The organism is Pseudomonas sp. Q12-87 (assembly GCF_001269755.1).
Classification (GTDB): domain Bacteria; phylum Pseudomonadota; class Gammaproteobacteria; order Pseudomonadales; family Pseudomonadaceae; genus Aquipseudomonas; species Aquipseudomonas fluorescens_S.
In genome coordinates, this window is sequence record NZ_LHVI01000023.1 from 153260 (window position 1) to 177864 (window position 24605).

Sequence of the window (24605 nt, forward strand, 5' to 3'; positions counted from 1 at the left end):
GCGGGTCAAAAAACAAAGTGTCGCTACGCGTAACGCAACGGTCTGTCGGCGGCGGAATCGCCCAAGGTCAATCCCACAAGCTAATCCCTTCCTCGGTCGGGCTGGGCAGGTCCGGCAGCACGATCAGCACCCCAGCGCGGTAGGGCTGGGGTTCATCCGCCAGCCCCTGATTCGCATCCAGCACCGCCTCGGTGCTGCCGTTCAGGTGGCCATAAACGTTATGACAAATGACATTGAGCATGTCCCCATCAGACGTTCTGCATGTCGTCGCCATAGCGCGCAAACTCCAGAGTGAACCCTTGTTTACGGGGAATCCCGCCGTGCATCAGCGCGCCCTGCTCCTCGTTGATATTCTTCAGGCACCAGGTCCCAATCACTTCGCCATAGCCCGTGGTCAGGGTCAGCGGCTGAAGCCTGGCTCCAATGCTGCGCAACGTGTCGAGCTGCTTGAGGCCACCCTTGAAGCCCGGGTAAATCGTCCCTTTGAGCGTTAGCTTTTCCTCCCCCATTCCTACGGCCTGCTGCGCCGGACGGCGCGACAGTCGCTCCTGTGAAGCCCAGCGAAATTCGGTCGAACGGCTCAGCTCGTCGAAGGCCGCCGTGTCCAGGTTGAAGTAGTAGGGCTGAACTTTGGGGTCACGGGGCTGGATGATCAGCAAGTGGGGAAACAGCTTCACCGCCTCCGGCGCCGGCGTGGCATCCACGGCAAAGGAACTGGTGGGCACGATGTTCGCCAACGACGGGCTGACTTTGCCGGCGATGTTATTGATCGCCGTCGCCGCCTTGCCCGCCTGTTCCTTCAGCGTACCCATGCGCATGCTCACCCCTCGCGAGCTGTACCGCGCTCAGAGCTTTCCCGACAACTACGTCATCGACAGAGGACACGACGGTCGGAAGTTCAGCAATAAGACGCAGGTAATGATGGTGGGTAATTCGGTTTCGCCGTGGCCAATGATGACGTTAGTTGGCGCAAACAAAGTTGAAGTAGATGGCGATTTGATAGGAGCGGCAGCATGAATACACTTTGTTTACTCATGGCCCAATACCATAGACAGGCTGTCATCCCGCTCAGTCGCGTTTGTGCTGATTACATGCACCTGACTGTTGAGAGATTCAAACTGAAATGTATGTCAGGAGAAATAGACATTCCAATTGTCAGGCTTGGCGCCAACAGCCAAAAGGCAGCCCTTGGCATTCACCTAAGAGATTTAGCCGATTACATCGACAAACAAAGAGGCAAGGCGACTAAAGAACAAAAACAACTTATGCGCTAACTCAAATACGAGCTATATTTTTTTGCAGCCTCAGAGGGATTACCAATTCGCATTTGTAATCCCTCAAAAAATCCAATATGATAAGCGATTTTCTAGAGAATAGTCAGATGCTTACACCGTTACGCTATCCCGGTGGCAAGGCCAAGCTTGGGGCCTGGCTTGCGCACCTGCTAAGGAATAACAATATTCAAGATGGCTCGTACATCGAGGCATACGCCGGCGGCGCGGGTGCAGCAATTTATTTGCTGAGCAACAAGTATGTAAAAAACATATTTATCAATGATATTGACCCTGCAATTTATAGCTTCTGGAACTCCATTACCAATGATAGCCGCAGCTTCATCAAGCTTCTGTTTGAAACCGAAGTCACTATCGACGAAAGGGAGAAGCAGCGAGAGATATATTTCAACCCCCTAAAACACACTGAACTGGAATTAGGCTTCGCCACCTTCTTCCTTAACAGAACCAATCGCTCAGGCATTATAAAAGGGGGAGTTATTGGGGGGAAAAACCAGGACGGAAATTACAAAATTGACGCCCGGTATGCAAAAGAAAATCTAGCTAAACGCATCCTAGATATAAGCGAAATGAGATCCAAAATAACAATTTCGTCGGATGACGCCATAAAATTCATGAACAAAGTTCCGCACAATGCGAACTCATTGATAAACCTTGACCCACCGTACTACAAGAAGGCCGACCAACTTTACTCAAGTTTTTATACGCACGACGACCACGTACGCATTGCGCAACTGGTACACTCAATAAAGACACCAATCATTGTGACGTATGACAACTGCGAAGAAATTCAAGAAATTTACGAAGACCACAACACATTAACATTCAACATCATTTACTCAAGCCACTTGGAACGCCCCGCCGCAAAAGAGCTTCTAATCTACAAGAATATAAACATCGACCCCTTACCGTTCACATCAAAACAGATAAGCCCAATTAAGGAGCCGAGCACAAAGCAATTAAGCCTTAGCAGCTAGCAACTGCCATAGCAATTTCAAGAAATGATAGAACTCATCCCAAGTTTTTATAACATCCGCATCCTTGGGATTAAACATTTCAGAATGAATAAACTTTTGCATAGTTGGCACTGTCACGATCGAATTTTGCGCCATCAACTCGACCTTCTGAAACAGATCCGACCCTGTCCCCTCTACTAAAATATTATCATCAATCAACTTTTTTCGAATAAATCTAAGCATATCCTTTATTGAGGCACCATCAATACGCCCCTCCTCCATCAATTCGTTTCTCCTCACGAATGCCCTGAAGGTACTTTCAACAAAGGCCCGCACAAGCATCATTCCCGCTATCGGACACTTTTCGACAGTCTGAAGCTCTTTATAGATATCTCTAATTTTTTGTTCGCTCGTGGGCATTTCCAGAGGATGCAAAGCCCTAGTCACATACTTTTTCCGCAGAGAGCTGTGAGTTGCGGGTGTCGTACCGTTCTTCCCACCCTTTACATCCGCTCCCCCAGCCCCAGGAGCACCTGCTTGCGCAGGACCTACTTGAGGCTTGCCACCTTCCGTAACACTGATACCATTTCCGCCAGGCTGGCCGCCGGCCTGCGGAGATGCGGGTCTTGCACCAGGTCCATTGCCGCCCGGCACAGGGTCCACCACATCAACAGAATCCAACTTCATTTCGTGCCGAATCGCATCGATATACAGGTCACGATTTGCCGCACCCATCAGAGACATTGTCCCAGGAGTATCTCCACGTTTAACATGAATATAGCCAGACTCAATATCACCAATAATTTTCTTAACGATCACAACCGCCGTGAACAACGGCACCACTGGATAAATATTATCCTCACCATCAAATTCGAAGCCAAGTAACTTAATATTTTTTGCCGCACTAAAAAACCGGCCCAAAGTAGTAATACTAAAATTATCGGGAACCTCTAAATCATTTTCATCAGCCCAAAGCATGAGTTTTGCGGCCTTCCAATATGGCCCTTTCTCACCAATCGAAATCTGATAGAACTCTTGCTGTAGAGACTCCCAGTTCTTCCGACCTAGCCCGCCATTTTCACCGGTATGGGCTCGCCAAATATACGCGTTAATTGCCTCTTCACTTGAACCGACCATGCAATCAACCTTGCCGATTAGATTGCCGTTATCCTCAGCCGTCTTCGCAAGCTTAGTAAATCGATCCCTGGAAGCTTTATCAGGACAGAGGTGCGGCCGATTCAACAGCTTTAGAGCTGAAATCCGACGATTTCCATCTCTAACTTTATATTTATTTCCGTCTTTGTGAACCACGATATGTTCGATGGACAACCCAGCTTCAGCGATATCCTTGGCAAGCGCAAAAAAAGGCTGCCCGTACGAAATCATTCGAGCTAAAACAGCATCTTGATCTTTGGCGAAACCGAGACGGGGGTTTTTCTCATCCAATGTCAACAGATCAATAGAAACCGCTTTCTTTTCCTTGAACTCAGCTCTCATTTTTAATCTCAGCTATAGGCAAAATTTGGGTAAAAAGACAGGCCACATGTCTTTTTAACATCACGAAACAGAGAACATACTAATTTTGCCCACTGCAAGCAACGACCCACCTGACCAAAAAGAATGTGAAATATTTCGTCACCTCTTGAGAAGGCTAGCTTTCCATTGCCAACTTTTATAGGAATCCCCCCTTTCTCTCAGGTGCGTATAGCGGCGTAATGAGTTCCAATCACGATGCCCTGAAACGCTGGCCACCCTCGGAATATCCCAATCCATTTCAAACAGCCGACTCACCCCGTCATGCCGCAGATCATGAAAATGCAGATCTTCAATGCCCAACAGCGGGCATGCCCGAGTGAAGACTGCCGACACTGACTTACCGTTGTAGGGAAAAATCTCCTTCTCTGCCTTAGGCATGGTCTTCAGAATCGCCCAGGCTTCGTCAGGCAGATGGCACCAGACGTCGTTGCCAATCTTTTGCCCAGGATTCTTCATGTCCCGCACCAGAACGGCTTGCCGGTTCTCGTCAAGATCCTCCCACCGGATCCGCGTGATCTCCTCCTGCCGGCGCGTTGAGAAGATCGCCAAAGCGATCATCTTCGGCATGTGGATCGACTCCGGCCGGCGCTTCAGCGCCCCGAAAAAATGCTCCATGAGTTTATCCAGCTCTTCCAGGGTAGGCCGTCAGTTACGCTCCTTGCTTTTGCTCACCATGCCCAGCTTGCGTAACACCTTGCGCGCATCCGGCATGGCCAGCGGATCGACCTCATAGCCCCAAGCGGGCCGAGCCACGGACAACACCGCACCCAAATGCGACAGATCGTTGCCAACGTCTGCGCCTGAACACTGCCGCCCTCCTTCCCGATTCGCCACTGCGCGAACTCCACCAACTTCTGGCTGGTCAGCGCCGAATCGTCGAGCTCGCCCAACCAGGTATCCTTGATCGCCTTCAGCGTGGCGTTCTTGGTCTTCCCTAGCTGACGGATCTTTTCGTATTCGTTCAGATACTGCTCGATCATTTTATTGATCGTCACACCCTTGCGGTTCGCGCGCTCGATGCCGCCAGGTTCCGCCAGCTCCGTTTCTCGCCGCTTGATCCAGGCCTGCGCAACCTGCTTGCAGTCGGAGGCTTGGCTTTCCTGATAAACTGTCGCCCCGTCCCGATTGATCCGTATCTGCGCTGTGCAGGCCGTCGAGTTGTCCTTGCCCTTACGTGATGTGATCGTGCCCATTTCCAGTTGCTACAGCGCCGAAGTCATTTGCTACATTGCAGCAAGCGACTTCAGAAACAGGGGAAAAATGGGTAGAAGCCTCTGTATGAAGACCAGCATCAATGAATTCTGAAAATCCTGTACTGCCCGTAAACATTAGCGTTGCCCGCTCTGAACCGTCCCGGCGCTTCAGTGTGGCCCCCATGATGGATTGGAACTTCTAGTTCTACAACCCATGTAAACCGTGCCTTGTAGCGCATCCCGAAAAAACCCGTACCACTTTTGTACCAACACCATTCCAACGCACTTAAGTCCTGCCACGTTCTCGCTGCCTCTAGCAATCCCGAGCATGGTTACTGCTATGCTTAATTTCTTTCGAATCGAGTCGGCACCCATGGCAAGCGAATACTCCCTATCGGATGTTCTGGAACGGCTTTATCAAAATCAATTAGCCCTGGAAGCAGCAGTAATGGAGCTGACTCTGTGGGCTGAGCAGCAAGACGCTTCAGGGACGGGGGAGAATGTTCGAGGCGCGCTTAGCACGATTGGTGAAAATGCAGGCCATATCAAACAAGGCCTGGCTCGAATCAGAGGGTCGGCCACGTAAATACGAGCCTTTCTGAGCAGGCAAGCCTATAACACTTTCGCACCACCCACTCTTCTCCAAAGTCCCGTCCAGGCACCAGACAGCACGCTCATGGTCGCGCTGTAGTGCTTGTCGCTCCAATCCCAACACCACCCACAACCTCACCGACTGACGCTGCATGGACGAGAGTGCGTGCGAGTGAATGAGAACTTGAGGACTGCGCGATTCTTAACGCAGCTTCAGCAGGTGACCCCGCCCTAGGCTACATCCGGCGTTTTCATGTTGCCCCATGGGAAAAGGGTTAGGAGGGTTAGTTTTTTGCCCACCACCCTGAAAGCCTTGTCTGATAAGGCTTTGCGACGGACTGCTAAGGTTAGCTTTTGGTTAGGTTTTGGTAATTTCCTAACCTTTATTGATGTTAAATATTCGATTATTAAATTCCTTTAAAAACATGCACTTAAAGAATCCTAACCTTTAACCTAACCCAACCTAACCCATCAAAGTTAGGTCTCAAGCCCAACAAATACGGGCCTTCCAGCTATCAATAACCTACTTAAAAAAAACCTAACCCTTTTCCCGAGGCACCAACTGAATTTGGCCACCAGGGCGTGCGTGTGAGAGTTGCGAAAAGCCCCTCACCTTCGCAGGGTTCCGCAGGTATTCCATAACCCGGATACGCTCCGCTCCCCCTCGGCTGGCTTGACTTGGGTGACGGCGCAGAAGCGCAGAAAAAAAGACCTATTTAGCCCGCAGGCGAGGTGGGGGGACGACGGCGCGCGCCAGGTTTGAAGCACGCCACTGCCCGCCGATAGCGCCCCATTTCGGTGCGATTTTTTGGAGGCGAAAAAAGCCGCCTCGGCGGGCGGCTCATGGGTCAGCAGGTCATCGACAGGACACCTGCCACAGCTGGTCCAGCCTGGTCGTGTAGCTCTGGCTCATCATCTCTCGACGCATACCCCAGTCAGGGTTGACGGGCACGCTAGCTGATCGGAGTGTCCCTCTACCCCATCGCCCGTTGATCTGGTCCAGTACCGCCATCAACTTCGTGGTGTCGGCTGGTTGGGAGGTGGCAAACAGGTCGTCGGTGTACTCCCCCTGCTGACACAGGCTCATCAACATCACCTCAGCCTTGCTGTACTTGAAGCCTGGCCGGAACACGCGGTCGAGCGCGTCCACTGCTGCCTTGGTCAGCAGCCGCACATCATCAGTGGGGTATGGCATGTCGATCAGCACACCATTGGCGTACTTCGCCTCCTCCGGGTTGAACATGCCGGTGCGGATGCTGACGCGGATCTTCTTGCACAGCGACTGCTGCGCCCTGAGCTTTTCCGAAGCCCGCATCATGTAGTTAGCCACCGCTTCCTTGATGGGTGCCAGGTCCGTGAGCCGCTTCCCGAACATCCGACTACAGCAGATTTCCTGTTTCGGTGGGTCCGGCTCGTCCAGCTCCAGGCACGGCGTGCCGGCCAACTCCCGGGCAGTCTTCTCGATCACCACGCTGAACTTCTTGCGTAGCGTCCACGGGTCGGCCTTCGCCAAGTCCATTGCGGTCTTGATGCCCATGGCGTCCAGGTGAAGTTTCATCTTGCGACCGACGCCCCAGACCTCGGACACGTCGGTGTTACGCAGAACCCAGTCACGCTTGAACGGATCGCAGATATCGACCACACCGCCGGTCTCCACCTGGAGCCGTTTGGCGGTGTGGTTTGCCAGCTTTGCCAGGGTTTTGGTGTGGCCGATCCCCACCCCAACCGGGATGCCTGTGCAGCGAAGCACCTGGCTGCGGATCTTCCTGCCAAGCGCATCCCGGCCATCAATGCCGGTCATGTCGGCAAAGGCTTCGTCAATGCTGTAGACCTCGACAGCGGGCACCATCGATTCAATGAGCGTCATGACCCGCTCACTCATGTCGCCATAGAGCGCGTAATTCGACGAGAACGGGACGATGCCGTGCTTATGCAGCTTGTGCTTTATCTGGAAATACGGCTCGCCCATCTTCACATAGGGTTTGGCGTCGTAGCTGCGGGCGATCACGCAGCCGTCGTTGTTGCTCAGTACCACGATGGGCACGCGGGCCAGGTCGGGTCGAAACACGCGCTCGCAACTGGCGTAGAAGCTGTTGCAGTCGATCAGGGCGAAAACTGGCTGGGGGTTAGACATGGCTGCGCACGCTGCATGTAATGACGCCCCAGATCACCAGCTCGTCGCCCTCAAGCACGTACCTCGGTGGATACTTTGGGTTCTCCGAAAGGAGAATCACCTCCCTGCCGCGAATGCAAAGCCGCTTGCATACGGGCTCGTTGTTCAGCAGCGCTACGACGATGTGACCGTGCGCAGGCTCCAAAGCGCGGTCCACCACCGCGAGGTCGCCTTCAAAAATACCGGCGCCTTGCATGCTCTCCCCAGCGATTGAGACTAGGTAAACGTGCGGGGCGCGAATGTTCAGAACCTCATCCAATGAGATGTGCGCTTCGATGTGGTCCGCCGCCGGAGACGGAAACCCGGCGGGCACTCGAAACGAACACAAGGGCAGCTTCAAGCCCCCCGTAGCAATAGAGCCAAGAATTGAAAAGGTCATGACGCACGACGTCCGAAATACTGTACGAACATACAGTTAACTTTGTACAAGGTTGCCGGTCAATTTTGTATAGGAAAAATCTGACAGGCGGGACGACCCAGGTGCGGGAGATTCGTGCAGTACAAGGGGATAGCGGTGTTTGTGGAGGAGCTAGGCGACAGCTCCCGCTAATCAGCGTTTTCGATGCAGTACCAAGCAATCAGTACAACATCGCCCTGACAACTTGCGTGAACCGAACTCTTTATGAGCTACTTCTGAAGCTGAACAAAAGTGGATTCGAAGCACTCTGGCACGAAAGACCAGCCCAAATTTATAACCATGACCCTTGCCATTTCCTGTAAAAAATCTCCTTCCTTTTGATTATGACAATTTAACTCTGGATACTTCCTCAGAACGGCCAATTTCAAGTCGTGACCATTAAACCGCATATATCTTTTATCAGTCTTAAGCACCATCCCAGAAATATACCTCAAAACTTCATCCCTTGCGCTCTCTTCGCCTAACACGAAGCAAACAAATTTATCTATAGAGTTTTGCAGCAATAATTCATCTTTTAGCCACTCCTGCACCGCCACATCTTTACCGCAGAACGCTTCAATTGTGTATTTATCTGGCTTCAACTGATGCAGCTCATAAATAACAAAAACCGGATTCAACATCACATTTTCAAGGGTATAAGCATAGTTATGCCCCATTACTACAACTCCAGGACGAGGGTTATTTCTGAGATCCCAATCGATCACACCCTTAACGGTACGATTCCCTTTTGCCATAAGAGAATCCACCATACCGACCACTTGACTACAACTTCCAACGCCATTAACTGAGAGTATGAACGACTCTACATCGTCGACAGACAAACCTTTAAAATGCTGTCCTAACTTATCACGCAAAAGCTGCGGCGGCATTTTTGGCCCTGATGGTAAAAACGACAAGGAGATTTTAGGATCGATATTCTTGAAATTACTTCTGACCCGATCAAAAACCAGTCGATAGACATTTGCATCGCTTTGACTTTCTACAAAAACTTCACGTTGATTTTCTGGATTGAGCGCAATTTGCGTTACGCCATCCAGCAACTCGGAAATAGCCTCATCCTTATTAATGCGTGTAAGCTTCGTATCACTTACAACATACGGATCATATGGAGACAATGCTACGGTAGTTGGAGAGTGAGTAATCAACATAACAACTGTGTCAAAATTTTTGGCGAATATCTCCAATATCTTGTATAGCTTTAATACCATTTTCGGATGAAGGAAAGCATCGGGCTCATCAAGCAGCAACAATTTAGGGCAGCTCATTTGAGGAGACTCGCGATACTGGACATTGAACAGCATCACCGTTAACCAAAGTAGGGTTTTCTCTCCTGACGAAAGCTCTTCAGTGAGGAGAATTTCCTCTGAAGAGGAATGCTTAAATTCAGCTTTATACTCTTCCTCTAAATCACCTTCAGGAACAGTGATTAGAAACTTCCCATCAAAAACCTCGCCAAGAACCTCATTAAACAAAACCCAAGGCTCTTTACCAAAAACAGCTTCAAATTTCTCCAAAGGCACATAATCTATGTTATGCCCCAACACCGTCTTCCGCCACATGCAATACTGATTATGCCATCTTTTTTTAATATAAACATTTGAAATATTAGCAATCGAAAAGCCGCCAAACAAACTAATCGGATCAACAAAATACAGCCGAATATCATCTGCACTGAGTTCGCGAACTGACTTATTTGCCTTATCGGAAATATATGCAAAAACAGCATGCAACTGCTCAGCACTATAGCGCGTAATCCAAGCATTATTGCGCTGATGATCGTCTTTATTAAAGGGCTCAGCAAACAGGGATTTATCCTTAAAAAACCAACCTATGGCGTTTGTTAAGTTTGATTCGATATCGGAGGGAGCTCCACCTTCTTTAATATCACCTATCAACTCTGGCTGCTTGACCAGTACAATATCAGCCGCACCCAAGATTTTCCCATCAAACCCCACCTCAGTATGCAACCCCTTAATACTTTCAAAAAATCGAGTTTTTCCGACTCCATTCCTGCCAGTTAAAACCACCAGGGAGTCCGTGAATCCAAACTCTTCGGATAGACAAAAGCCTTTATACCATTGGACAGTCTTAAGTCTTAGCATCCCCAAAGCCTCTAAAATAAACGATAACAGAGCACCCACTATATACTAGCCGCTTTGCACAAATTAGCTATCGGAACGCCCCTCGCCTTTAGCATACGATTCAAATCGAATCACCTCATCTCCGAACCAAGCATTTATTTGTTGCATCCGTGTCTGAATTGGCTCCAGTTCGTTTACTACCCATACTTCGGTTGCATCTCGAATGGACCCAAAACCGCCGGCGTTTTGCGGGACAATTCCCATTAGCTGAGGGGGAATCCTTAGGCTGGCTAACACATCATCACGGGTCTGATTTTTGATCGAGTTGAATTCGTCTTTGGCCGCTACCTCGCTGACAGGGATTAGCTGGATCCCGTCCTTCTTGCCCGTGGGCGAGTAGACAAACAGGTTTCGAAAATTCCCCGGCCCCTTCGAATCCTTCAATGCCTTGCGCAATGCATCGATGTCCGCCTCGGTTTGGGCCGCGTCGGTCATGTACAGGATGAAACCGGCATGACTCCCATTCTCGTAATATTTGCGCCGAAACAGCGTCGCCGACTCATTCAACAGCGCCGACTGCAACGCACTGATCCACTCCGGCAGCCCATAAATCTCCTGGTGCAAATCCGCCTCGCGCAGGTGGAAGATGCTCCCCGGCTCAAACGCGTGCTCGTTCTTCCAGCCCTGCACCTGGTAAAACTGTCCCTCCGGCCCAACCCGCATGTACTTCGCCAACGACGGCACCAGTTGCCTGGTGGTACCCAGCACCGAACGGCGCTTCTCCAAGTACCCATTGCCCAGACACAGAAAATCCAAAGCGAACTGCTCAAAAGCCGCCCGGGACAGCATCGGATGAGGGATAAACGTCTTGCTCAACAGGTTGCGCTTGAACATCAACCCCGAATGCAAATGCACGCTCGCTCCCACCGACCGGGCCAAGCCGTTAAGCGACAACGGCGGCTCATACCACCGCCCGTTGAACCAGCACTCCAGATAATCGAACACCTCCCCACCACCCAGCACCGGCGTCGGCTCCCCGAAGCTGAACACCTGGGTACCCGCACTGGCGGCGTCAATGGTGGCCGGCAGTAGCTCTTGGCTGGCGAGTTGTTCGGTCATGTGAAAATCTCCATTCGCCCGGTATTGGCAGCGGTCTGCCCTTCGAGCGGTTCGTTCTGCAATGCGTGGAAGAGCGCCCAGGCCAGGTCGGCATGGCCGGTGTTGTCGTTGCGGCCGGCGGTGTAGGTGAACTGGCGACCGCCTGCGGTGATGGTTTTGCGAATCGCCATAAGCGACTGGGCCATGTCGGTCCAGCCGGCGTCGAACTCCAGCCGGCCCTTGTGGATCACGTCGTAGGCCTTCAGCACCAAGCGGGTTTTCACCTCGGGCGAGTAGCTGAAGGTGGTCACGGCCGGGAAAAACTGGCGCACCAGCTGGGCCACGCCACTGCCCAGGCCGGTGACGTCGATGCCGATGTAGGTAACCCAGTAGCGGTCGCACACACCCTTGATGGCGGCGGCCTGGGCGGCGAAGTCCATGCCACGAAACTGGTGGCGCTCGAGCACGCGAAATTTGCCGCCGGGCACCAGGGGCGGCGCAACCACCACCAGGCCGGAACAATCGCCCGTCTCGGCCGGGTCATAGCCAACCCATACCTGACGGTCGCCGAACGGCCGCATGGCGAACGGTTTGTAGTCCTCGGCCCACTCCACCCAGCTATCGACCATGCAAGACTGCAACACCGACAGCGGGAAGATGCTCGCGCCGTCATCGACAAACTCGCACATCAGCAGGTTGGCGAAGGCCTCGGGGCTGTACTCCCGGCGCAACTCTTCGATGTCGAACAGATCGCACCCGCCCCGCTCGGCGTCGAGGATCGTAACAATCTGGCGCCATAGCCGGTCCTCGCAGAACCGACCCTGCTGGAGTGCGCCGTGGGACACATCCACCTTGGTGTGCTGCGCGGCGGGTTTGCCCTTGTTGAAGCGTTCGCCCGTCCAGAAGGTGTAGGCCTCGTGGGCCATGCTCGACGGCGTGGAGAAATAGGTTTTGCGCCACTTCTTGTGCATCGCCATGCCCGAGGCGACCTTGTTCAACTCCTCGAACTTGAACGTCCAGAAGAATTCGTCGAAGTAGAAATTGCCGTGATAGCCCTGGGCGGTGCGGGCGTTGGTCCCGAGGAAAAACAGCTCGGCGCCGTTGGGCAGCACAATCGGGTCACCGGTAAGCTCGACGCCGATGACTTCCCGGGCGAAGGCCTGGATGTAGCCACGGAACAGGTAGGCCTGGTTCTTCGAAGCTGACAGGAAAATCTGGTTGCGACCGGTGTCCAGGGCGTCGATAAACGCCTCACGGGCGAAGTAGTACGTGGCGCCGATCTGCCGACTCTTGAGGATGACGCGGGTGCGCTGGTTGCCCGCCCGGTACCAGTCTTTTTGGTAGTCGAAACAGCCGTCGATGAACGCCTCGCGCAGCAGCTCGATCTGGTCTTCGCTGACGTCGTTCTTCGGTGACTTTTTCTTCGGCCCCTCGTTGCGCTTGGCGAGGTTCGGGTTGAGGTCGGTTTCGGTACCACCGTCCTGGAAGCGCTGAATGCGGGCCTGGCGCTCAAGCTGGCGATGCAGCAGATCGATCTCCTTGAAATCGCCGCCGGTCTTGTTGTCCTTGAGGATCAACTGCACCAAGCGCGCTTCCAGGGCGCCGCCGATGCGTTCAACATTGTCGGCCCGGTCCCACTCGTCGCGGGCCTTCCAGCTGTGTAGCGTTTTTTCCTTTTCGCCCGTAGCCTCGGCAATCTCGCAGATGCGCCAACCCATCCAGTACAGGAACTTGGATTGGCGTCGTGGATCGATAGGCAGCAGGCAGGTCGTCGTCATGGCCGAGATGCTGCCGCCCATGGCGACGACTCAATAGCGCTGCCCCTTGTACCCTCCCCGCCTACAGTCCCGCCTCGTTGCCGCCGCTCGCGCCCGTGACGACCATGCCCCTCATTGCAACGCACTGCTCAACCCAGCAGGCGCCCCACGCACTGAGGATTCCCGGCATGAAGAAGTTTCGCAGCAACTGGTTCCGCGTCGCCGTCGAGGGCGCTACTTCGGACAAGCGCACCATCAAACGCAGCTGGCTGGAACAGGCCGCCAAGAACTTCAACCCGTCCACCTACGGCGCCCGTATTTGGCTGGAGCATTTCCGCAGCCTGTTGCCCGATAGCCCGTTCAAGGCCTACGGCGATGTCCTGGCAATAAAAACCGAAGAGGTGGACATCAACGGCCAGAAAAAACTGGCCCTGTTCGCCCAGGTTGAGCCCACCCCTGAGCTGATCGCCATGAACAAGGCGAAACAGAAGATTTACACCTCCATCGAAATCGACGACAGCTTTGCCGACACCGGCGAAGCCTACATCGTCGGCCTGGCGGTCACTGACTCGCCCGCCAGCCTGGGCACCGACGTCCTGGCGTTCTCAGCCCAGAAACCGGACGCCAGCCCCTTCAAGGATCGCCACTACTCGGCAACGTCGATGTTTACCGAGGCGGTGGAAACCGAGTTGAAGTTCGAGGAAATCGAAGAGAAGCCCAGCATCGGCGCCCAGTTGTTCAACAAGGTGCAAGCGCTGCTGACCGGCAAGCAGGCCAAGGACGATACCGAGTTCGCCCAGATCGGCGAAGCCGTCGAAGCCATCGCCGAACACGTCAAGGATCTACCCGACCAACTGGCCGCCGAAAAGAAATTCTCGGCGGGGCTGAAAACCCAGCTCGACCAAGTCAGCACGGAACTCACGGAGCTGAAAAACAAGCTCTCTACCACCCAGGACCACAGCCAGAAAACGCGCCCGCCTGTAACCGGCGGCAATGACTTGGTCGTGACCGACTGCTGACAGTCAGCCCAACCACAGCCCGAATCATGAAGGACGATCAACATGCGTAACGACACCCGAGTACTGTTCAACGCCTACCTGCAACAACTGGCGCAACTGCATGGGGTGACTGACGTCACCACTAAATTCACCGCGAACCCAAGCGTCGCCCAGACGTTGGAAACCCGCATTCAGGAATCCAGCACCTTCCTCAGCGCCATCAACGTCTATGGCGTCCAGGAACAATCGGGTGAAAAGATTGGCATCGGCATCGATGGCACCATTGCCAGCACCACCGACACCACCGTCAAAGATCGCGAGCCCCGTGACCCGAGCGGCCTGGACGACCGTGGGTACACCTGCACCCAAACCAACTTCGATACCGGTCTGCGCTATCAGAAGCTGGACCAGTGGGCCAAGTTTAAGGACTTCCAAGCACGCATCCGCGACGCCATCATCAAAGCCCAGGCCCTCAACCGGATCATGATTGGCTGGAACGGCATCAGCCGCGCCGCGACATCCAACCCGGTCACCAACCCGCTGTTGCAGGACGTCAACATCGGCTGGCTTCAGAAGATGCGCCTGGAGAACCCTGCCCGGGTTCTGGATGAGGTGGTGGCCGGCAGCGGCAAAATCGAAATCGGCGCCGGCAAGGACTTCGAAAACATCGACGCCCTGGTCGTCAGCATGGTCAACGAGTTCATCGAGCCTTGGTATCAGGAGGACACCGAACTGGTGGTCATCTGCGGTCGCCAACTGCTGGCCGACAAGTACTTCCCGATCATCAACAAGGTCCAGGCGCCGACCGAAATGCTGGCGGCCGACATCGTCACCAGTCAAAAACGGCTCGGCAACCTGCCAGCGGTACGCGTGCCGCACTTCCCGGCCAACGGCCTGCTGGTGACCCGCCTGGATAACCTGTCGCTGTACTGGCAGGAAGGTACCCGCCGCCGCACCGTCGTCGACAACGCCAAGCGCGACCGCATCGAGAACTACGAATCGGTGAACGAAAGCTACGTCATCGAAGACCTGGGCTGCGCGGCCATGGCCGAAAACATCACCTTGAACTGAGGCGGCCATCATGACCAACCCCTGCCGCCGCCACTTTGAACGTGTCACTGCCGCCATTGAGGCGGCAGCGACCGAACCCACCCAAACCATGGTCGGCGCTACAGCCTACGAACACCAGCTCAACCAGCTGCTGCAAGACCGACTGCGCCTGAAACAGGTCCAGTCCAACCAGGGCAAGGCCGAACTCAAGCGCCAGTTGCTGCCGAGCTATGAATCCTATGTGCAAGGTGTGCTGGAAGGCGGCCAGGGCGCGCAGGACGAGGTATTGACCACCGTCATGGTCTGGCGCTTCGATGCCGGAGACTTCACCGGTGGGCTCGACATCGCGACCTACGTGCTGGAACACAAGATGGTCATGCCTGACCGCTTCGCCCGCACCTTGGGCTGCCTGGTCGCCGAGGAAGTCGCGACGGCAGCGTTCAAGGCTCAGAAGGTTGGCGAACCGTTCGACCTGGCAATCCTGCACCGCACCGCCGAACTCACCGACGCCGAAGACATGCCCGACCAGGCCCGCGCCAAGCTGTTTCTCGCCATGGGCCGCGCCACGCTGGAAGGCATCACCGAAGAGGCCCCAGGACAACCCGGCCAGCTTCAGGCCGGTGTGGATCTACTGAAAAAAGCCATCGCCCTGCATGACGCCTGCGGTGGCAAGAAAGACCTGGAGCGGGCCGAACGCCTGCTCAACAAACTTGCCGGCCCTGCCGGCTAACCGAGCGTCCCCACGCACCCCGCCGGCTCGGGGCGGATCGGGCAGACCGCTCCTCCTGAACGTGAAGCCCCGACCACCGGCGACCTATTTCTGAGTGCTGTTCCATGAGCGGATTCGTAGCCAGCGGCCCCGTCGCCAGCGGCCATATCAACACCGACGCCTTCTGGCCCTCGATTGATCTCGACGAGCTGCGAGCCACCCTGCGGATCGATGCCAGCGTCACCGCGCCACGTTTGGAAACCGCCGCCGTAGCCGCCGCCATCAGCGTCAACCGCGAGCTGAGCGGATGGCGCGCCATCCAGCAGGCCGCAGGCCATGCCGAACTGGCAGACGTTCCCGGCGAAAAAATCAACGACGTATCTGTCCTGGTGCACCTCTACCGCCGCGCCATCGAAGCCGCAACCGGCGCCGAAGTGTGTGAGCGCTACCGCTCCTACGACAGCACCAACAGCGGCAACCAGAACGCCGAAGATCTCACGCCGAACATTGACGACTACCGCCGGGACTTGCGCTGGGCTGTACGTGACTTCCTCGGCATCAACCGCACTACCGTGGAGTTGATCTGATGCCCGTCACTGTCCGCGCCTTTCAAAACGACACCGTTGACGCGTTGTGCTGGCGTCACTACGGCCGCACCGCTGGCGTAACCGAAGCGGTACTCGAAGCCAACCCCGGCCTGGCCGACTACGGGCCGATCCTTCCCCAAGGCTTGGCCGTGCAGATGCCCGAAGCCCAGACGGCTGCGCCACAGCGGCAGATGGTGAACCTATGGGACTGATCAACCTGCAACGAGCCCACGAACCCACCAACCCTGGACTACGGAATGAAGCGCATGCCTGAACGTCCCGACACCTGGGCCTGGCTCGCCGCCTGGCTCGAACAAAACTGGCCTGCCCTTTATGCGGGGATCCTGGGTCTGACCATCGCAGCGCTACGGATCATGTATGGCGGCGGCACCTTGCGGCGGATGGCCGTCGAGGCCCCCCTTTGCGGTGCCCTGGCACTGGCCGCCAGTCATGGCCTGGCGCTGCTCGGCATCCCCGTCTCAACCGCACCGTTCTTCGGTGGGGTAATCGGTTTGCTTGGAGTCGAGGGGACTCGCGCCGCAGCCAAGAAGTTTTTCACTCGCAAGGTAGAACAGCTATGACGACGCTTCGCCACGGCGACCGCTCCCAGGCGGTGCGCATCCTGCAAAAAGACCTGAACGACCACGGCGCCGTGCTGGTGGTGGATGGCGACTATGGCGATTCCACCGAGGCCGCCGTGCGGGCGTATCAGTTGAAAGTCGGCTTGGTCGCCGATGGCGTTGCCGGCGAAAAGACCCAGGCCAGCCTGGCCGGCGGTGACTGTCAGCTCCTGTTGAGAAACGAAGACCTGGTGCAGGCCGCGCAGATCCTCGACGTACCACTGGCAAGCGTCTATGCCGTCAACGAGGTTGAATCGAAGGGCAAGGGCTTCTTGGCGAATGGCAAGCCGGTGATTCTGTTCGAGCGGCACATCATGTACCGCCAGCTCGCCACGCCGCGCCACGAAGGCGACAAGCCCGACGAACTCAAGCGCCACGCCGACCAACTGGCCGCCGCCAATCCCGCCATCGTCAACCCGAAGTCCGGCGGCTATGCCGGCGGCACTGCTGAGCATCAGCGCCTGAGCCATGCGCGCCTAATCGATGACACCGCCGCGCTGGAATCCGCCTCCTGGGGCGCGTTCCAGATCATGGGCTTTCACTGGCAGCGCCTGGGCTATGCCAGCGTACAAGCGTTCGTCGAGGACATGAGCGCAGGCGAGTCTCAACAGTTCGCCGCCTTCGTGCGTTTCATCCAGACCGACCCGGTACTGCACAAGGCGTTGAAAGGCCGTAAATGGGCCGAATTCGCCAAGCTCTACAACGGCCTGGACTACCAGAGGAACCTGTACGACATCAAGCTCCAGCGGGCCTATGAACGGCACACTGAGTGCGGTTGCGGCCAGGCGGTGGCGGCATGATCGATCTGGAGGCGGTGCGCAAACTGGACGTCCAAGACGGCAACCTGTTGGTGGTGCCGGAAAATACTGAGCAAGCCGATATGGAGCTGCTGTGCGAAGCCCTGGCCTACATGACACCCGGTTGTCGGGTAGTCATCGTGCGAGGTCCGGTAGAGCTGTTGGACGTCGGCGGCATGAACAAACTGGGGTGGTACCGCGCATGAGCACCCTGCGCCAGGCGCTGTACGGCATCGCCCTGCTGGGCACCCTGGCTCTGCTGATCTGGGGCCAGGAACAGCGCCTCACCGTAGCCGAGAAGAACACCGAGCTGGCGGAGAAGGACACCAAAACCGCACGCGCTGAAGCTGACAGGCTGCGCGCCAATCTCAGCACCCTGCAAAACACCCTGAACGACGAGCGCATTGCCCAGGCTGCCCTGCGGACCCAGCAGAATCAACTGCGCCAGGGCCTGGCAAAGCGCGAGCAAACCATCGAGGCGCTGAAACGTGAAAACGAAGACCTTCGCAACTGGGCTGACCAGCCTTTGCCTGAGCTTGCTCGCCGGCTGCGCGAGCGCCCCGCCCTCACCGGCGCCGACGCTTATCGTCAGTGGTTGTCCGGCCGTGGTGCCCTGCACCCTGCCGGCGACAAGCCCACTCAATAACGGCGATCAGCTCACCGACCAGGACCGCGTCGAAGCTGCATGGGCTGAATGCGCCGGCCAGGTAGACATGGTGTTCAACCATCAACAGGAGGCCCCATGAACAAACCCGAAAGCCTGCGCGCCCACCTGCTGGCGACCGTGGCAGAACTCAAGCACAACCCCGACCGGCTGCTGATCTTCATCGACAACGGTAAAATCCGCTGCACCGCGGCTGCCTCCCTATCGTTCGAATACAGCTTTGATTTACAGGTCATCCTCACCGACTACGCCGGTCACCCAGACGGTGTGATGTTGCCGTTGCTGGGCTGGCTGAGCGTGAACCAGTCCGAGCTGCTGGAGAACCTGAACAAGTCCGCCGAGGGCATCCAGTTCGAAGCCGACATTCTGGACAACAGCAAGGTGGACCTGAGCCTGACACTGCCGCTAACCGAGCGTGTGGTTGTCGGGAAAGACGCCGACGGCAATACCACCATCCACCATCCTGGCGAACCTAAGCAGGTGGCCGCATTCCTTGACCCGGCGTGGATACCTGGTGCCCAAGGCACCGGCAGTGAATGGGTCGTGCCGAAGTGACCAACCGATTGGAAACGCTGGAGGACTGGGCGGCCGGTCTTCTGGGGCAAATAGAACCGGCATCACGCAACAAACTCGCCCGCAGCATCGGCCAGGCCCTGCGGCGCAGCCAGCAGCAGCGGATCATCGCCCAGCGCAACCCGGACGGGAGTAAGTACGCGCCGCGAAAGCAACGCAACCTACGGGGGAAGAAAGGCCGAGTGAAGCGAAAGGTGCAGATGTTTCAAAAGCTGCGCACGGCGAGCTTTTTGAAGGTTCAAGGTGATGGAAATGCTATAAGCGTTGGGTTCACGGGACGAATTGCCCGCATTGCCCGGGTGCACCAGTACGGCCTAAAAGATCGAGCTGAACGCGGGGCACCCGATGTGAAATACGCGCAACGAGAAGTCTTGGGGTTCACCGATTCCGAACTTGATATGATCAAGGACGGGTTGCTCACCCACTTCTTAGAATTATGAAATTATTTTTTATAAAGATGATTAGGGTCTATTCGGTCCTCAAAGACCTGATGCAGGGTTGTTAGGTAGCAAGTACCAACACCTGTAAGAGTATAAGTGGTTTTTATTCGATGCTCTGTTTCCTGCTCAAGCATATTTGAAGTTCTGGATACAACTTCAATATCCCGCCTTGCCATTTTCTGCATGAAAAGGACATCACCGAGACCACCATCCAAAACGGCACCATTATGATACCCATGGACAAAATTGACTATATCTGTCAACACCATGTTTTTCGTAAATACAATCTGATCCTGAAATTGCAAATAGCTGATTTCCGATTTAACAAGCCGACGAAATACACCGCCAAAAATTTTGGACTTTTGCTCGGAGTCTGCACGCTCTATGATTTCAAGAAGCTCGTTTATGAACTGTTCGCTTTTCCCTTCAGCCTCTAGCACTACAGAAAACGCTTCTAGTTCTTCTTGTGTAAAGTTTCCCGCAGCTGACACAAACTCCCGGACCTTTTCTCGAAATTTTTCCTCCCTGTAGTGCTTATATCCCCTAAACATTGCCAAAGCTGTAGAAACCACAGGAACTTCTTTTGCCACTTCATTATCAGTCAGGACGTCTAATAATGCTTCCACATAGTCTGTGATTGGCAGTTTGTTCGCTGTGTCTTTCGCCACGGTAGAAATTTTCTTCCCCACGATTTCATTTTCCTTTGAGAGGGCTGGCTGTTACACGAGCAGTATAAAGCGATCCAGACCTGTAAAGGTGGGATCTACAAAGTGGTGGTAATGCACTCACGCACGCGTGGCGCCACCATAGGCGCCATGAACGACTTAGCCACCCTCGCCCGCCTGATCGAAAACCTCATCCGCTTCGGCACCATCGCTGCCGTCCAGATGCAGCCCCCGCGTGTGCAGGTCAAAACCGGAACCCTGACCACTGCCTGGCTGCCGTGGATCGCGCTGCGGGCAGGTGCCGACCGGGAATGGAACCCTCCGACAGTCAACGAACAAGTTCTGCTGTTCAGCCCCTCGGGCCAACTCGGCAACGGTGTCGCCCTGACCGGCCTTTTCAGTGACCAGATTCCCCCCAACGGGGACCGCGAAGGCCTACACCGCATCACCTACCGCGACGGCACGGTGATTGAGTACGACAGCGTCGCCCACCACCTCAACGCCACGCTCACAGACGGCGGCACCACCAACCTGGTCAGCACCGGCGGCATCAACATCGTCGGCAACATCACGCACCAGGGCGATTACACCCAGACCGGCAACCAGAACGTCACCGGTAAGGTCACCGTCTCGGTAGACGTGGTGGCGGCCGGCATCAGCCTGGTGAAGCACCCGCACGGCAGCGTCATGCCTGGCAGCGGCAAGACGGGGAAACCGGAATGAATCGACACACCGGCGCCGCCATCAGCACCGTGGAGAGCATCGCCCAATCCATGAGCGACATCCTCAGCACGCGCATTGGTACCCGGGTCATGCGGCGCGAATACGGCAGTTTGTTGCCCGAGCTAGTGGACCACCCTTTCAATGACATCACCCGTTTGCAGGTGTACGCAGCCACCGTCATGGCGCTGATGCGCTGGGAGCCGCGTATCAGCCTGAGCCGCGTGCAGTTCCAGGGCGCCACGCTGCAAGGTCAATCCTCGTTGGATATCGAGGGCAGCATCGTCGATAGCAACGAGCCGCTGAGCCTGAGCGTGCCTCTGAACTTGGGGGGTAGCGCATGAACTCATTCGTCGCGATTGACCTGGGCCAGCTCCCCGCGCCCGAGGTCGTTGAACAGGTCGATTACGAGCAGATCCTCGCCGAGCGCAAGGCATACGCCATCGGCCTCTGGCCGGTCGAGGAACAAGCCGAGATCGCTGCACGGCTTGAGCTGGAATCTGAGCCCCTGACCAAACTGCTCCAGGAGAACGCCTACCGCGAGACAGTGTGGCGCCAGCGCGTCAATGAGGCGTCCGTCGCCAACATGTTGGCCCTCGCCAAGGGCAGCGACCTGGAGAACCTGGCCGGCAACTTCAACGTCAAGCGCCTGGTCATCCAGGCCGCCAAGCCCTCGGCCGTGCCGCCGGTCCCGTTGCTGATGGAAAGCGATGACAGCCTGCGGGAGCGGGCTCAAATGGCATGGGAAGGCCTCAGCACCGCCGGCCCGCGCAACAGCTACATCTTTCATGCGCGCTCTGCTGACGGCCTGGTTGCCGACGCCACTGCCGAGAGTCCCGCCCCGGCCGAGGCGGTGGTGACGGTGCAATCGATCCTGGGTGACGGCACCGCCTCACCCGCGCTGCTGGCAAAGGTCAATGCCTACCTCAGCGACGACGACCGCCGCCCTGTCGCGGATCGGCTCACCGTGCAAAGCGCGCAGGTCATCAACTACCAGGTCAAGGCCAAGCTGTTTCTTTCGACGTTCGGCCCTGAGAGCGAGTTGATTCTCGCGGCGGCCAATGCGCAGTTGCTGGCTTTCGTGCACCAACGGCGCCGCCTGGGCTTGGAGGTTTCGGAATCGATTATCCACGCCTCGCTGCACGTTGAGGGCGTGCGCAAGGTCGTGCTGGAGAACTGGGCGGACATCGTTGCCACCAAGTACCAGGCGCCGTACTGCACGGCCATCGACTTGGCGTTGGGAGTTGAATGATGACCGACGCGCCCCTGCTCCCAAGCAACTCGACACCGTTGGAGCGTCAAGCGGCGCAGGCGCTGGCCCAGATCCAGCGTGTACCGATTCCGTTGCGCACGCTGTACAACCCCGACCTTTGCCCACTGCCCCTTTTGCCCTACCTGGCCTGGGCCTTCTCCGTGGATCGCTGGGACAGCAAGTGGACCGAAGCAGCCAAGCGCGCCGCCATCCGCAGTGCGTACTACATCCATTCGCGCAAGGGCACCATCGGCTCACTACGCCGCGTTGTTGAACCGCTCGGCTACCTGATTGAAATCATCGAATGGTGGCAGACCGTTCCGGTCGGCCCTCGGGCCACCTTCAGGCTCAAGGTCGGCGTACTGGACACCGGTATCACCGAAGAGATGTACCAGGAACTCACCTGGCTGATCGACGATGCCAAGCCCCTGACACGCCACCTCACAGGACTCGCCATCAGCCTGGAAACCACCGGATCAGTACATATCGGCGCCTGCATCACCGAAGGCGACGAGATTGATATCTACCCACCCACACAGCGAGACATCGAGGTCACGGGCTACATCCTCCAGGGCGGCCGTGAACACCAGATCGACACCATGGACATCTACCCATGACAGACCAAAACACCCAGTTTTTCGCCATTCTCACCGCCATCGGCAAGGCTAAGCAGGCCAATGCGGACGCCCTGGGCATTCCCTGGACTTTCGCGCAGATGGCCGTCGGCGATGCCAATGGCACAGACCCGATCCCCAACGAGCAACAGACGCACTTAATCAACGAGCGCCGACGCGCCCCGCTGAACCAGCTGAAAGTTGACCCAGCTAACCCAAACATCATCATCGCCGAGCAGGTCATCCCTGAGAACGTCGGTGGCTGGTGGATTCGTGAGGTCAGTCTGTATGACGCCGACGGTGACATGGTCGCGGTGGCTAACTGCGCACCGAGCTTCAAGCCGTTATTGAGCCAAGGCTCAGGGCGCACACAAGTTGTGCGGATGAACCTGATCGTCAGCAACACGGCGAACGTGGAATTGAAGATCGATCCCTCAGTTGTTTTGGCGACACGTCAGTACGTCGATTCCAAAATCCTTGAGGAACTGTACAAGCTCGACAGCAAGCAATCGGTACGCGTAGCCACCATGGCGAACATCGCATTGACAGGGTTGCAGATCGTGGATGGCGTAACGTTGCTGGCAGGGGACCGGGTTTTGGTGAAGAACCAGACCGCCGCCAAGGACAATGGTATCTACGTCGCTGGCAGCGCGGCATGGCAGCGCGCTCCGGATGCTGACAGTAACGCCGAAGTGACGTCAGCAATGATTTTGTCAGTCGAGCAAGGCGCCACGCTGGCCGACACCCGCTGGCAACTGGTCACAGACGGCTCGATCAACGTGGGCACCACTGCGCTGACATTTCAGAACGTGACGCAAGGATTTGCGCCGCTCAATTCTCCCGCCCTGATTGGCACACCTACGGCGCCGACGGTGGCAGGGACAGATAACAGCACCCAGATCGCTACGTCGGCAGCGGTACGCGCCATCATGGCTCAGTTTGGCCTTGGCGCCGATGCCGCGAAGATTCCGCTGATCACCGATTTTTCGGCCGACATCAAACCAGGCCTTTACCGAGCGTTCACGAAAGGGCATCCAGAAGCGTCAATCGGCGGGCCACCGGAAACTAGCGTTTCCGGCGGGACCTCCATGACGGTGGTTGTAGCGGGAGGCTATGTTCTTCCTGGGTACAAGACTTTCCTGGCGATCATCAACAGCACAGCAAACGGTCCAACGCGGGCCTATATCGGTCACAAGGTAACCGCCGGGGAAGTGCCGGTATGGAATGAAATAGCTCAGAGCCTTCATCTGCCCTATCGCACCAAGTTCTTGTACAACGCTGCCGGCGTCTTTCAATGGACGGTGCCGGCGAATGTTTGGAAGGTATTTGTCGAGGTGCGCGGCGGGGGCGGGAGTGGTGCCTTTGGGTCCTTGGAAACGGGGGCTGGTGGTGGAGGGGCCGGTGGGTTCAGTACACGGTTGGTACCTGTAACGCCTGGTACCGTCATAACGATCACCGTTGGTGCAGGAGGGGCTTCAGTGTCGGCGGCCAACACCATGGGAAATCCGGGCGGCACATCTTCATTCGGCCCTCACTGCTCGGCGACTGGTGGCGCGGGCGGGCTGATAACTGGTGGGGCGGGTGGTGGTTACGGCTCTGGGGGGGACTTCAACGGCATGCTGGGTTCTGGTAACCCACCAGTGCGCAACTCGGCAGGTACTGGCGCCAACGGCGGCGCGGGCGGTGGCGGCGAGAGCATTTTCGCAGCCGTGGATACTACTCTGCTTACGCAGCCTGGAATGGGTGGGGGCGGCCGCGTCGGAACCCGCTCGCAGGCAGGCGCCGATGGCTGCGTCTTCATCACGTGTTAAGGGGAATCAA

Annotated in this window: 27 protein-coding genes and 3 pseudogenes; 20 read left to right on the forward strand and 10 right to left on the reverse strand. The window is 56.2% G+C overall.

From position 1 onward, the window contains the following. Positions 1-67 precede the first annotated feature (67 nt). Both AD663_RS17355 and AD663_RS17360 read right to left on the reverse strand, forming a co-directional pair. Positions 68-274 (reverse strand): tail protein X, encoded by a 207-nt coding sequence (locus AD663_RS17355; protein WP_033046133.1) that lies wholly within the window; start codon positions 272-274, stop codon positions 68-70. Then, positions 249-824, reverse strand: a pseudogene (locus AD663_RS17360) (phage tail protein); the annotation flags it as partial. The pseudogene AD663_RS17360 and the gene AD663_RS17355, both read right to left, overlap by 26 nt. 189 nt (positions 825-1013) lie before the next feature. Here AD663_RS17360 and AD663_RS17365 point away from each other — a divergent pair. Together AD663_RS17365 and AD663_RS17370 are read left to right on the forward strand one after the other, a co-directional pair. Next, positions 1014-1274, forward strand: a complete 261-nt coding sequence (locus tag AD663_RS17365) for a pyocin activator PrtN family protein (protein WP_033046134.1) — start codon at positions 1014-1016, stop codon at positions 1272-1274. A 107-nt stretch (positions 1275-1381) separates the two neighbouring features. Continuing rightward, positions 1382-2269, forward strand: a complete 888-nt coding sequence (locus AD663_RS17370; protein WP_225970838.1) for a DNA adenine methylase — start codon at positions 1382-1384, stop codon at positions 2267-2269. Here the strand turns inward: AD663_RS17370 and AD663_RS17375 are convergent. Together AD663_RS17375 and AD663_RS17380 are read right to left on the reverse strand one after the other, a co-directional pair. Beyond that, positions 2252-3745 (reverse strand): hypothetical protein, encoded by a 1494-nt coding sequence (locus AD663_RS17375; RefSeq protein WP_003183272.1) that lies wholly within the window; start codon positions 3743-3745, stop codon positions 2252-2254. The two genes, AD663_RS17370 and AD663_RS17375, sit on opposite strands and share 18 nt — an antisense overlap. 138 nt (positions 3746-3883) lie before the next feature. Beyond that, a pseudogene (locus AD663_RS17380) lies at positions 3884-4977 on the reverse strand (site-specific integrase). A 373-nt stretch (positions 4978-5350) separates the two neighbouring features. On the opposite strand from AD663_RS17380, the gene AD663_RS17385 reads away from it, so the two are divergent. Next, positions 5351-5563 carry a hypothetical protein gene (locus AD663_RS17385; RefSeq protein WP_053214299.1) on the forward strand — a complete coding sequence of 71 codons (213 nt, stop codon included), beginning with the start codon at positions 5351-5353 and terminating at the stop codon, positions 5561-5563. An 861-nt stretch (positions 5564-6424) separates the two neighbouring features. Here AD663_RS17385 and umuC read toward each other — a convergent pair. From umuC to AD663_RS17410, 5 genes are all read right to left on the reverse strand, one after another. Continuing rightward, entirely contained in the window at positions 6425-7702 is a 1278-nt protein-coding gene (gene umuC / locus AD663_RS17390) for a translesion error-prone DNA polymerase V subunit UmuC (RefSeq protein WP_053214232.1), read from the reverse strand. After that, on the reverse strand, positions 7695-8120 hold the full coding sequence (locus AD663_RS17395) for a LexA family transcriptional regulator (RefSeq protein WP_053214233.1): 426 nt from the start codon (positions 8118-8120) through the stop codon (positions 7695-7697). The genes umuC and AD663_RS17395 overlap by 8 nt, the downstream gene beginning before the upstream one ends. Positions 8121-8368: 248 nt before the next feature. Further along, positions 8369-10300, reverse strand: a complete 1932-nt coding sequence (locus AD663_RS17400) for an AAA family ATPase (protein ID WP_157062721.1) — start codon at positions 10298-10300, stop codon at positions 8369-8371. Between the two features lie 24 nt (positions 10301-10324). Continuing rightward, on the reverse strand, positions 10325-11359 hold the full coding sequence (locus AD663_RS17405) for a phage portal protein (protein WP_053214235.1): 1035 nt from the start codon (positions 11357-11359) through the stop codon (positions 10325-10327). Next, positions 11356-13116 (reverse strand): terminase ATPase subunit family protein, encoded by a 1761-nt coding sequence (locus tag AD663_RS17410; RefSeq protein ID WP_053214300.1) that lies wholly within the window; start codon positions 13114-13116, stop codon positions 11356-11358. Before AD663_RS17410 ends, AD663_RS17405 begins: the two co-directional genes overlap by 4 nt. A gap of 167 nt (positions 13117-13283) precedes the next feature. Here AD663_RS17410 and AD663_RS17415 point away from each other — a divergent pair, with 167 nt between their 5' ends. From AD663_RS17415 to AD663_RS17465, 12 genes and pseudogenes are all read left to right on the forward strand, one after another. Beyond that, a complete protein-coding gene (locus AD663_RS17415; protein WP_053214236.1) occupies positions 13284-14114 on the forward strand; it encodes a GPO family capsid scaffolding protein in 831 nt (276 codons plus the stop codon). Positions 14115-14156: 42 nt separating this feature from the next. Continuing rightward, positions 14157-15164: a phage major capsid protein, P2 family gene (locus AD663_RS17420; protein WP_039011055.1), complete on the forward strand. Its 1008-nt coding sequence runs from the start codon at positions 14157-14159 to the stop codon at positions 15162-15164. A gap of 10 nt (positions 15165-15174) precedes the next feature. After that, positions 15175-15873: a terminase endonuclease subunit gene (locus AD663_RS17425; protein ID WP_053214237.1), complete on the forward strand. Its 699-nt coding sequence runs from the start codon at positions 15175-15177 to the stop codon at positions 15871-15873. Between the two features lie 104 nt (positions 15874-15977). Next, positions 15978-16439, forward strand: coding sequence for a head completion/stabilization protein (locus tag AD663_RS17430; protein ID WP_053214238.1), 462 nt, complete (start codon positions 15978-15980; stop codon positions 16437-16439). Then, positions 16439-16651, forward strand: coding sequence for a tail protein X (locus tag AD663_RS17435; RefSeq protein ID WP_003199765.1), 213 nt, complete (start codon positions 16439-16441; stop codon positions 16649-16651). Before AD663_RS17430 ends, AD663_RS17435 begins: the two co-directional genes overlap by 1 nt. A 45-nt stretch (positions 16652-16696) precedes the next feature. Beyond that, a complete protein-coding gene (locus AD663_RS17440; RefSeq protein WP_172436079.1) occupies positions 16697-17020 on the forward strand; it encodes a phage holin, lambda family in 324 nt (107 codons plus the stop codon). After that, entirely contained in the window at positions 17017-17859 is an 843-nt protein-coding gene (locus AD663_RS17445; RefSeq protein WP_053214239.1) for an N-acetylmuramidase family protein, read from the forward strand. Before AD663_RS17440 ends, AD663_RS17445 begins: the two co-directional genes overlap by 4 nt. Then, entirely contained in the window at positions 17856-18062 is a 207-nt protein-coding gene (locus AD663_RS17450) for a hypothetical protein (protein WP_003199762.1), read from the forward strand. The genes AD663_RS17445 and AD663_RS17450 overlap by 4 nt, the downstream gene beginning before the upstream one ends. After that, complete coding sequence (gene lysB, locus AD663_RS29375) at positions 18059-18502, forward strand: Rz-like lysis system protein LysB (RefSeq protein WP_053214240.1); 444 nt, start codon at positions 18059-18061, stop codon at positions 18500-18502. Before AD663_RS17450 ends, lysB begins: the two co-directional genes overlap by 4 nt. Then, positions 18414-18602: pseudogene (lysC, locus tag AD663_RS29190) on the forward strand (Rz1-like lysis system protein LysC); the annotation flags it as partial. The gene lysB and the pseudogene lysC, both read left to right, overlap by 89 nt. Then, entirely contained in the window at positions 18599-19075 is a 477-nt protein-coding gene (locus tag AD663_RS17460; RefSeq protein ID WP_053214241.1) for a phage tail protein, read from the forward strand. The pseudogene lysC and the gene AD663_RS17460, both read left to right, overlap by 4 nt. Beyond that, the gene (locus AD663_RS17465) at positions 19072-19533 is read left to right on the forward strand and encodes a phage virion morphogenesis protein (RefSeq protein ID WP_053214301.1); all 462 of its coding nucleotides are present in this window, start codon (positions 19072-19074) and stop codon (positions 19531-19533) included. The genes AD663_RS17460 and AD663_RS17465 overlap by 4 nt, the downstream gene beginning before the upstream one ends. 2 nt (positions 19534-19535) lie before the next feature. Here AD663_RS17465 and AD663_RS17470 read toward each other — a convergent pair whose 3' ends face one another. Further along, positions 19536-20222 carry a hypothetical protein gene (locus AD663_RS17470; protein WP_053214242.1) on the reverse strand — a complete coding sequence of 229 codons (687 nt, stop codon included), beginning with the start codon at positions 20220-20222 and terminating at the stop codon, positions 19536-19538. 126 nt (positions 20223-20348) lie between these two features. Here AD663_RS17470 and AD663_RS17475 point away from each other — a divergent pair, with 126 nt between their 5' ends. The 5 genes from AD663_RS17475 to AD663_RS28935 are packed head-to-tail and all read left to right on the forward strand — an operon-like array spanning position 20349 to position 24595. Beyond that, positions 20349-20921 carry a phage baseplate assembly protein V gene (locus AD663_RS17475; protein WP_053214243.1) on the forward strand — a complete coding sequence of 191 codons (573 nt, stop codon included), beginning with the start codon at positions 20349-20351 and terminating at the stop codon, positions 20919-20921. Then, on the forward strand, positions 20918-21262 hold the full coding sequence (locus tag AD663_RS17480; RefSeq protein ID WP_053214244.1) for a GPW/gp25 family protein: 345 nt from the start codon (positions 20918-20920) through the stop codon (positions 21260-21262). Before AD663_RS17475 ends, AD663_RS17480 begins: the two co-directional genes overlap by 4 nt. Continuing rightward, positions 21259-22170 carry a baseplate J/gp47 family protein gene (locus tag AD663_RS17485; protein ID WP_053214245.1) on the forward strand — a complete coding sequence of 304 codons (912 nt, stop codon included), beginning with the start codon at positions 21259-21261 and terminating at the stop codon, positions 22168-22170. Before AD663_RS17480 ends, AD663_RS17485 begins: the two co-directional genes overlap by 4 nt. Further along, a complete protein-coding gene (locus AD663_RS17490; RefSeq protein ID WP_053214246.1) occupies positions 22170-22787 on the forward strand; it encodes a phage tail protein I in 618 nt (205 codons plus the stop codon). The genes AD663_RS17485 and AD663_RS17490 overlap by 1 nt, the downstream gene beginning before the upstream one ends. Further along, entirely contained in the window at positions 22784-24595 is a 1812-nt protein-coding gene (locus AD663_RS28935; RefSeq protein WP_157062722.1) for a phage tail protein, read from the forward strand. Before AD663_RS17490 ends, AD663_RS28935 begins: the two co-directional genes overlap by 4 nt. Positions 24596-24605: the final 10 nt, after the last annotated feature.

Excerpts from the sequence above, each read along its gene's own strand:
- AD663_RS17355 (WP_033046133.1), bottom strand. The coding sequence starts at position 274 with ATGGCGACGACATGCAGAACGTCTGATGGGGACATGCTCAATGTCATT.
- AD663_RS17365 (WP_033046134.1), top strand. The coding sequence starts at position 1,014 with ATGAATACACTTTGTTTACTCATGGCCCAATACCATAGACAGGCTGTC.
- AD663_RS17370 (WP_225970838.1), top strand. The coding sequence starts at position 1,382 with ATGCTTACACCGTTACGCTATCCCGGTGGCAAGGCCAAGCTTGGGGCC.
- AD663_RS17375 (WP_003183272.1), bottom strand. The coding sequence starts at position 3,745 with ATGAGAGCTGAGTTCAAGGAAAAGAAAGCGGTTTCTATTGATCTGTTG.
- AD663_RS17385 (WP_053214299.1), top strand. The coding sequence starts at position 5,351 with ATGGCAAGCGAATACTCCCTATCGGATGTTCTGGAACGGCTTTATCAA.
- umuC (WP_053214232.1), bottom strand. The coding sequence starts at position 7,702 with ATGTCTAACCCCCAGCCAGTTTTCGCCCTGATCGACTGCAACAGCTTC.
- AD663_RS17395 (WP_053214233.1), bottom strand. The coding sequence starts at position 8,120 with ATGACCTTTTCAATTCTTGGCTCTATTGCTACGGGGGGCTTGAAGCTG.
- AD663_RS17405 (WP_053214235.1), bottom strand. The coding sequence starts at position 11,359 with ATGACCGAACAACTCGCCAGCCAAGAGCTACTGCCGGCCACCATTGAC.
- AD663_RS17410 (WP_053214300.1), bottom strand. The coding sequence starts at position 13,116 with ATGACGACGACCTGCCTGCTGCCTATCGATCCACGACGCCAATCCAAG.
- AD663_RS17415 (WP_053214236.1), top strand. The coding sequence starts at position 13,284 with ATGAAGAAGTTTCGCAGCAACTGGTTCCGCGTCGCCGTCGAGGGCGCT.
- AD663_RS17420 (WP_039011055.1), top strand. The coding sequence starts at position 14,157 with ATGCGTAACGACACCCGAGTACTGTTCAACGCCTACCTGCAACAACTG.
- AD663_RS17425 (WP_053214237.1), top strand. The coding sequence starts at position 15,175 with ATGACCAACCCCTGCCGCCGCCACTTTGAACGTGTCACTGCCGCCATT.
- AD663_RS17430 (WP_053214238.1), top strand. The coding sequence starts at position 15,978 with ATGAGCGGATTCGTAGCCAGCGGCCCCGTCGCCAGCGGCCATATCAAC.
- AD663_RS17435 (WP_003199765.1), top strand. The coding sequence starts at position 16,439 with ATGCCCGTCACTGTCCGCGCCTTTCAAAACGACACCGTTGACGCGTTG.
- AD663_RS17440 (WP_172436079.1), top strand. The coding sequence starts at position 16,697 with ATGAAGCGCATGCCTGAACGTCCCGACACCTGGGCCTGGCTCGCCGCC.
- AD663_RS17445 (WP_053214239.1), top strand. The coding sequence starts at position 17,017 with ATGACGACGCTTCGCCACGGCGACCGCTCCCAGGCGGTGCGCATCCTG.
- AD663_RS17450 (WP_003199762.1), top strand. The coding sequence starts at position 17,856 with ATGATCGATCTGGAGGCGGTGCGCAAACTGGACGTCCAAGACGGCAAC.
- lysB (WP_053214240.1), top strand. The coding sequence starts at position 18,059 with ATGAGCACCCTGCGCCAGGCGCTGTACGGCATCGCCCTGCTGGGCACC.
- AD663_RS17460 (WP_053214241.1), top strand. The coding sequence starts at position 18,599 with ATGAACAAACCCGAAAGCCTGCGCGCCCACCTGCTGGCGACCGTGGCA.
- AD663_RS17475 (WP_053214243.1), top strand. The coding sequence starts at position 20,349 with ATGAACGACTTAGCCACCCTCGCCCGCCTGATCGAAAACCTCATCCGC.
- AD663_RS17480 (WP_053214244.1), top strand. The coding sequence starts at position 20,918 with ATGAATCGACACACCGGCGCCGCCATCAGCACCGTGGAGAGCATCGCC.
- AD663_RS17485 (WP_053214245.1), top strand. The coding sequence starts at position 21,259 with ATGAACTCATTCGTCGCGATTGACCTGGGCCAGCTCCCCGCGCCCGAG.
- AD663_RS17490 (WP_053214246.1), top strand. The coding sequence starts at position 22,170 with ATGACCGACGCGCCCCTGCTCCCAAGCAACTCGACACCGTTGGAGCGT.
- AD663_RS28935 (WP_157062722.1), top strand. The coding sequence starts at position 22,784 with ATGACAGACCAAAACACCCAGTTTTTCGCCATTCTCACCGCCATCGGC.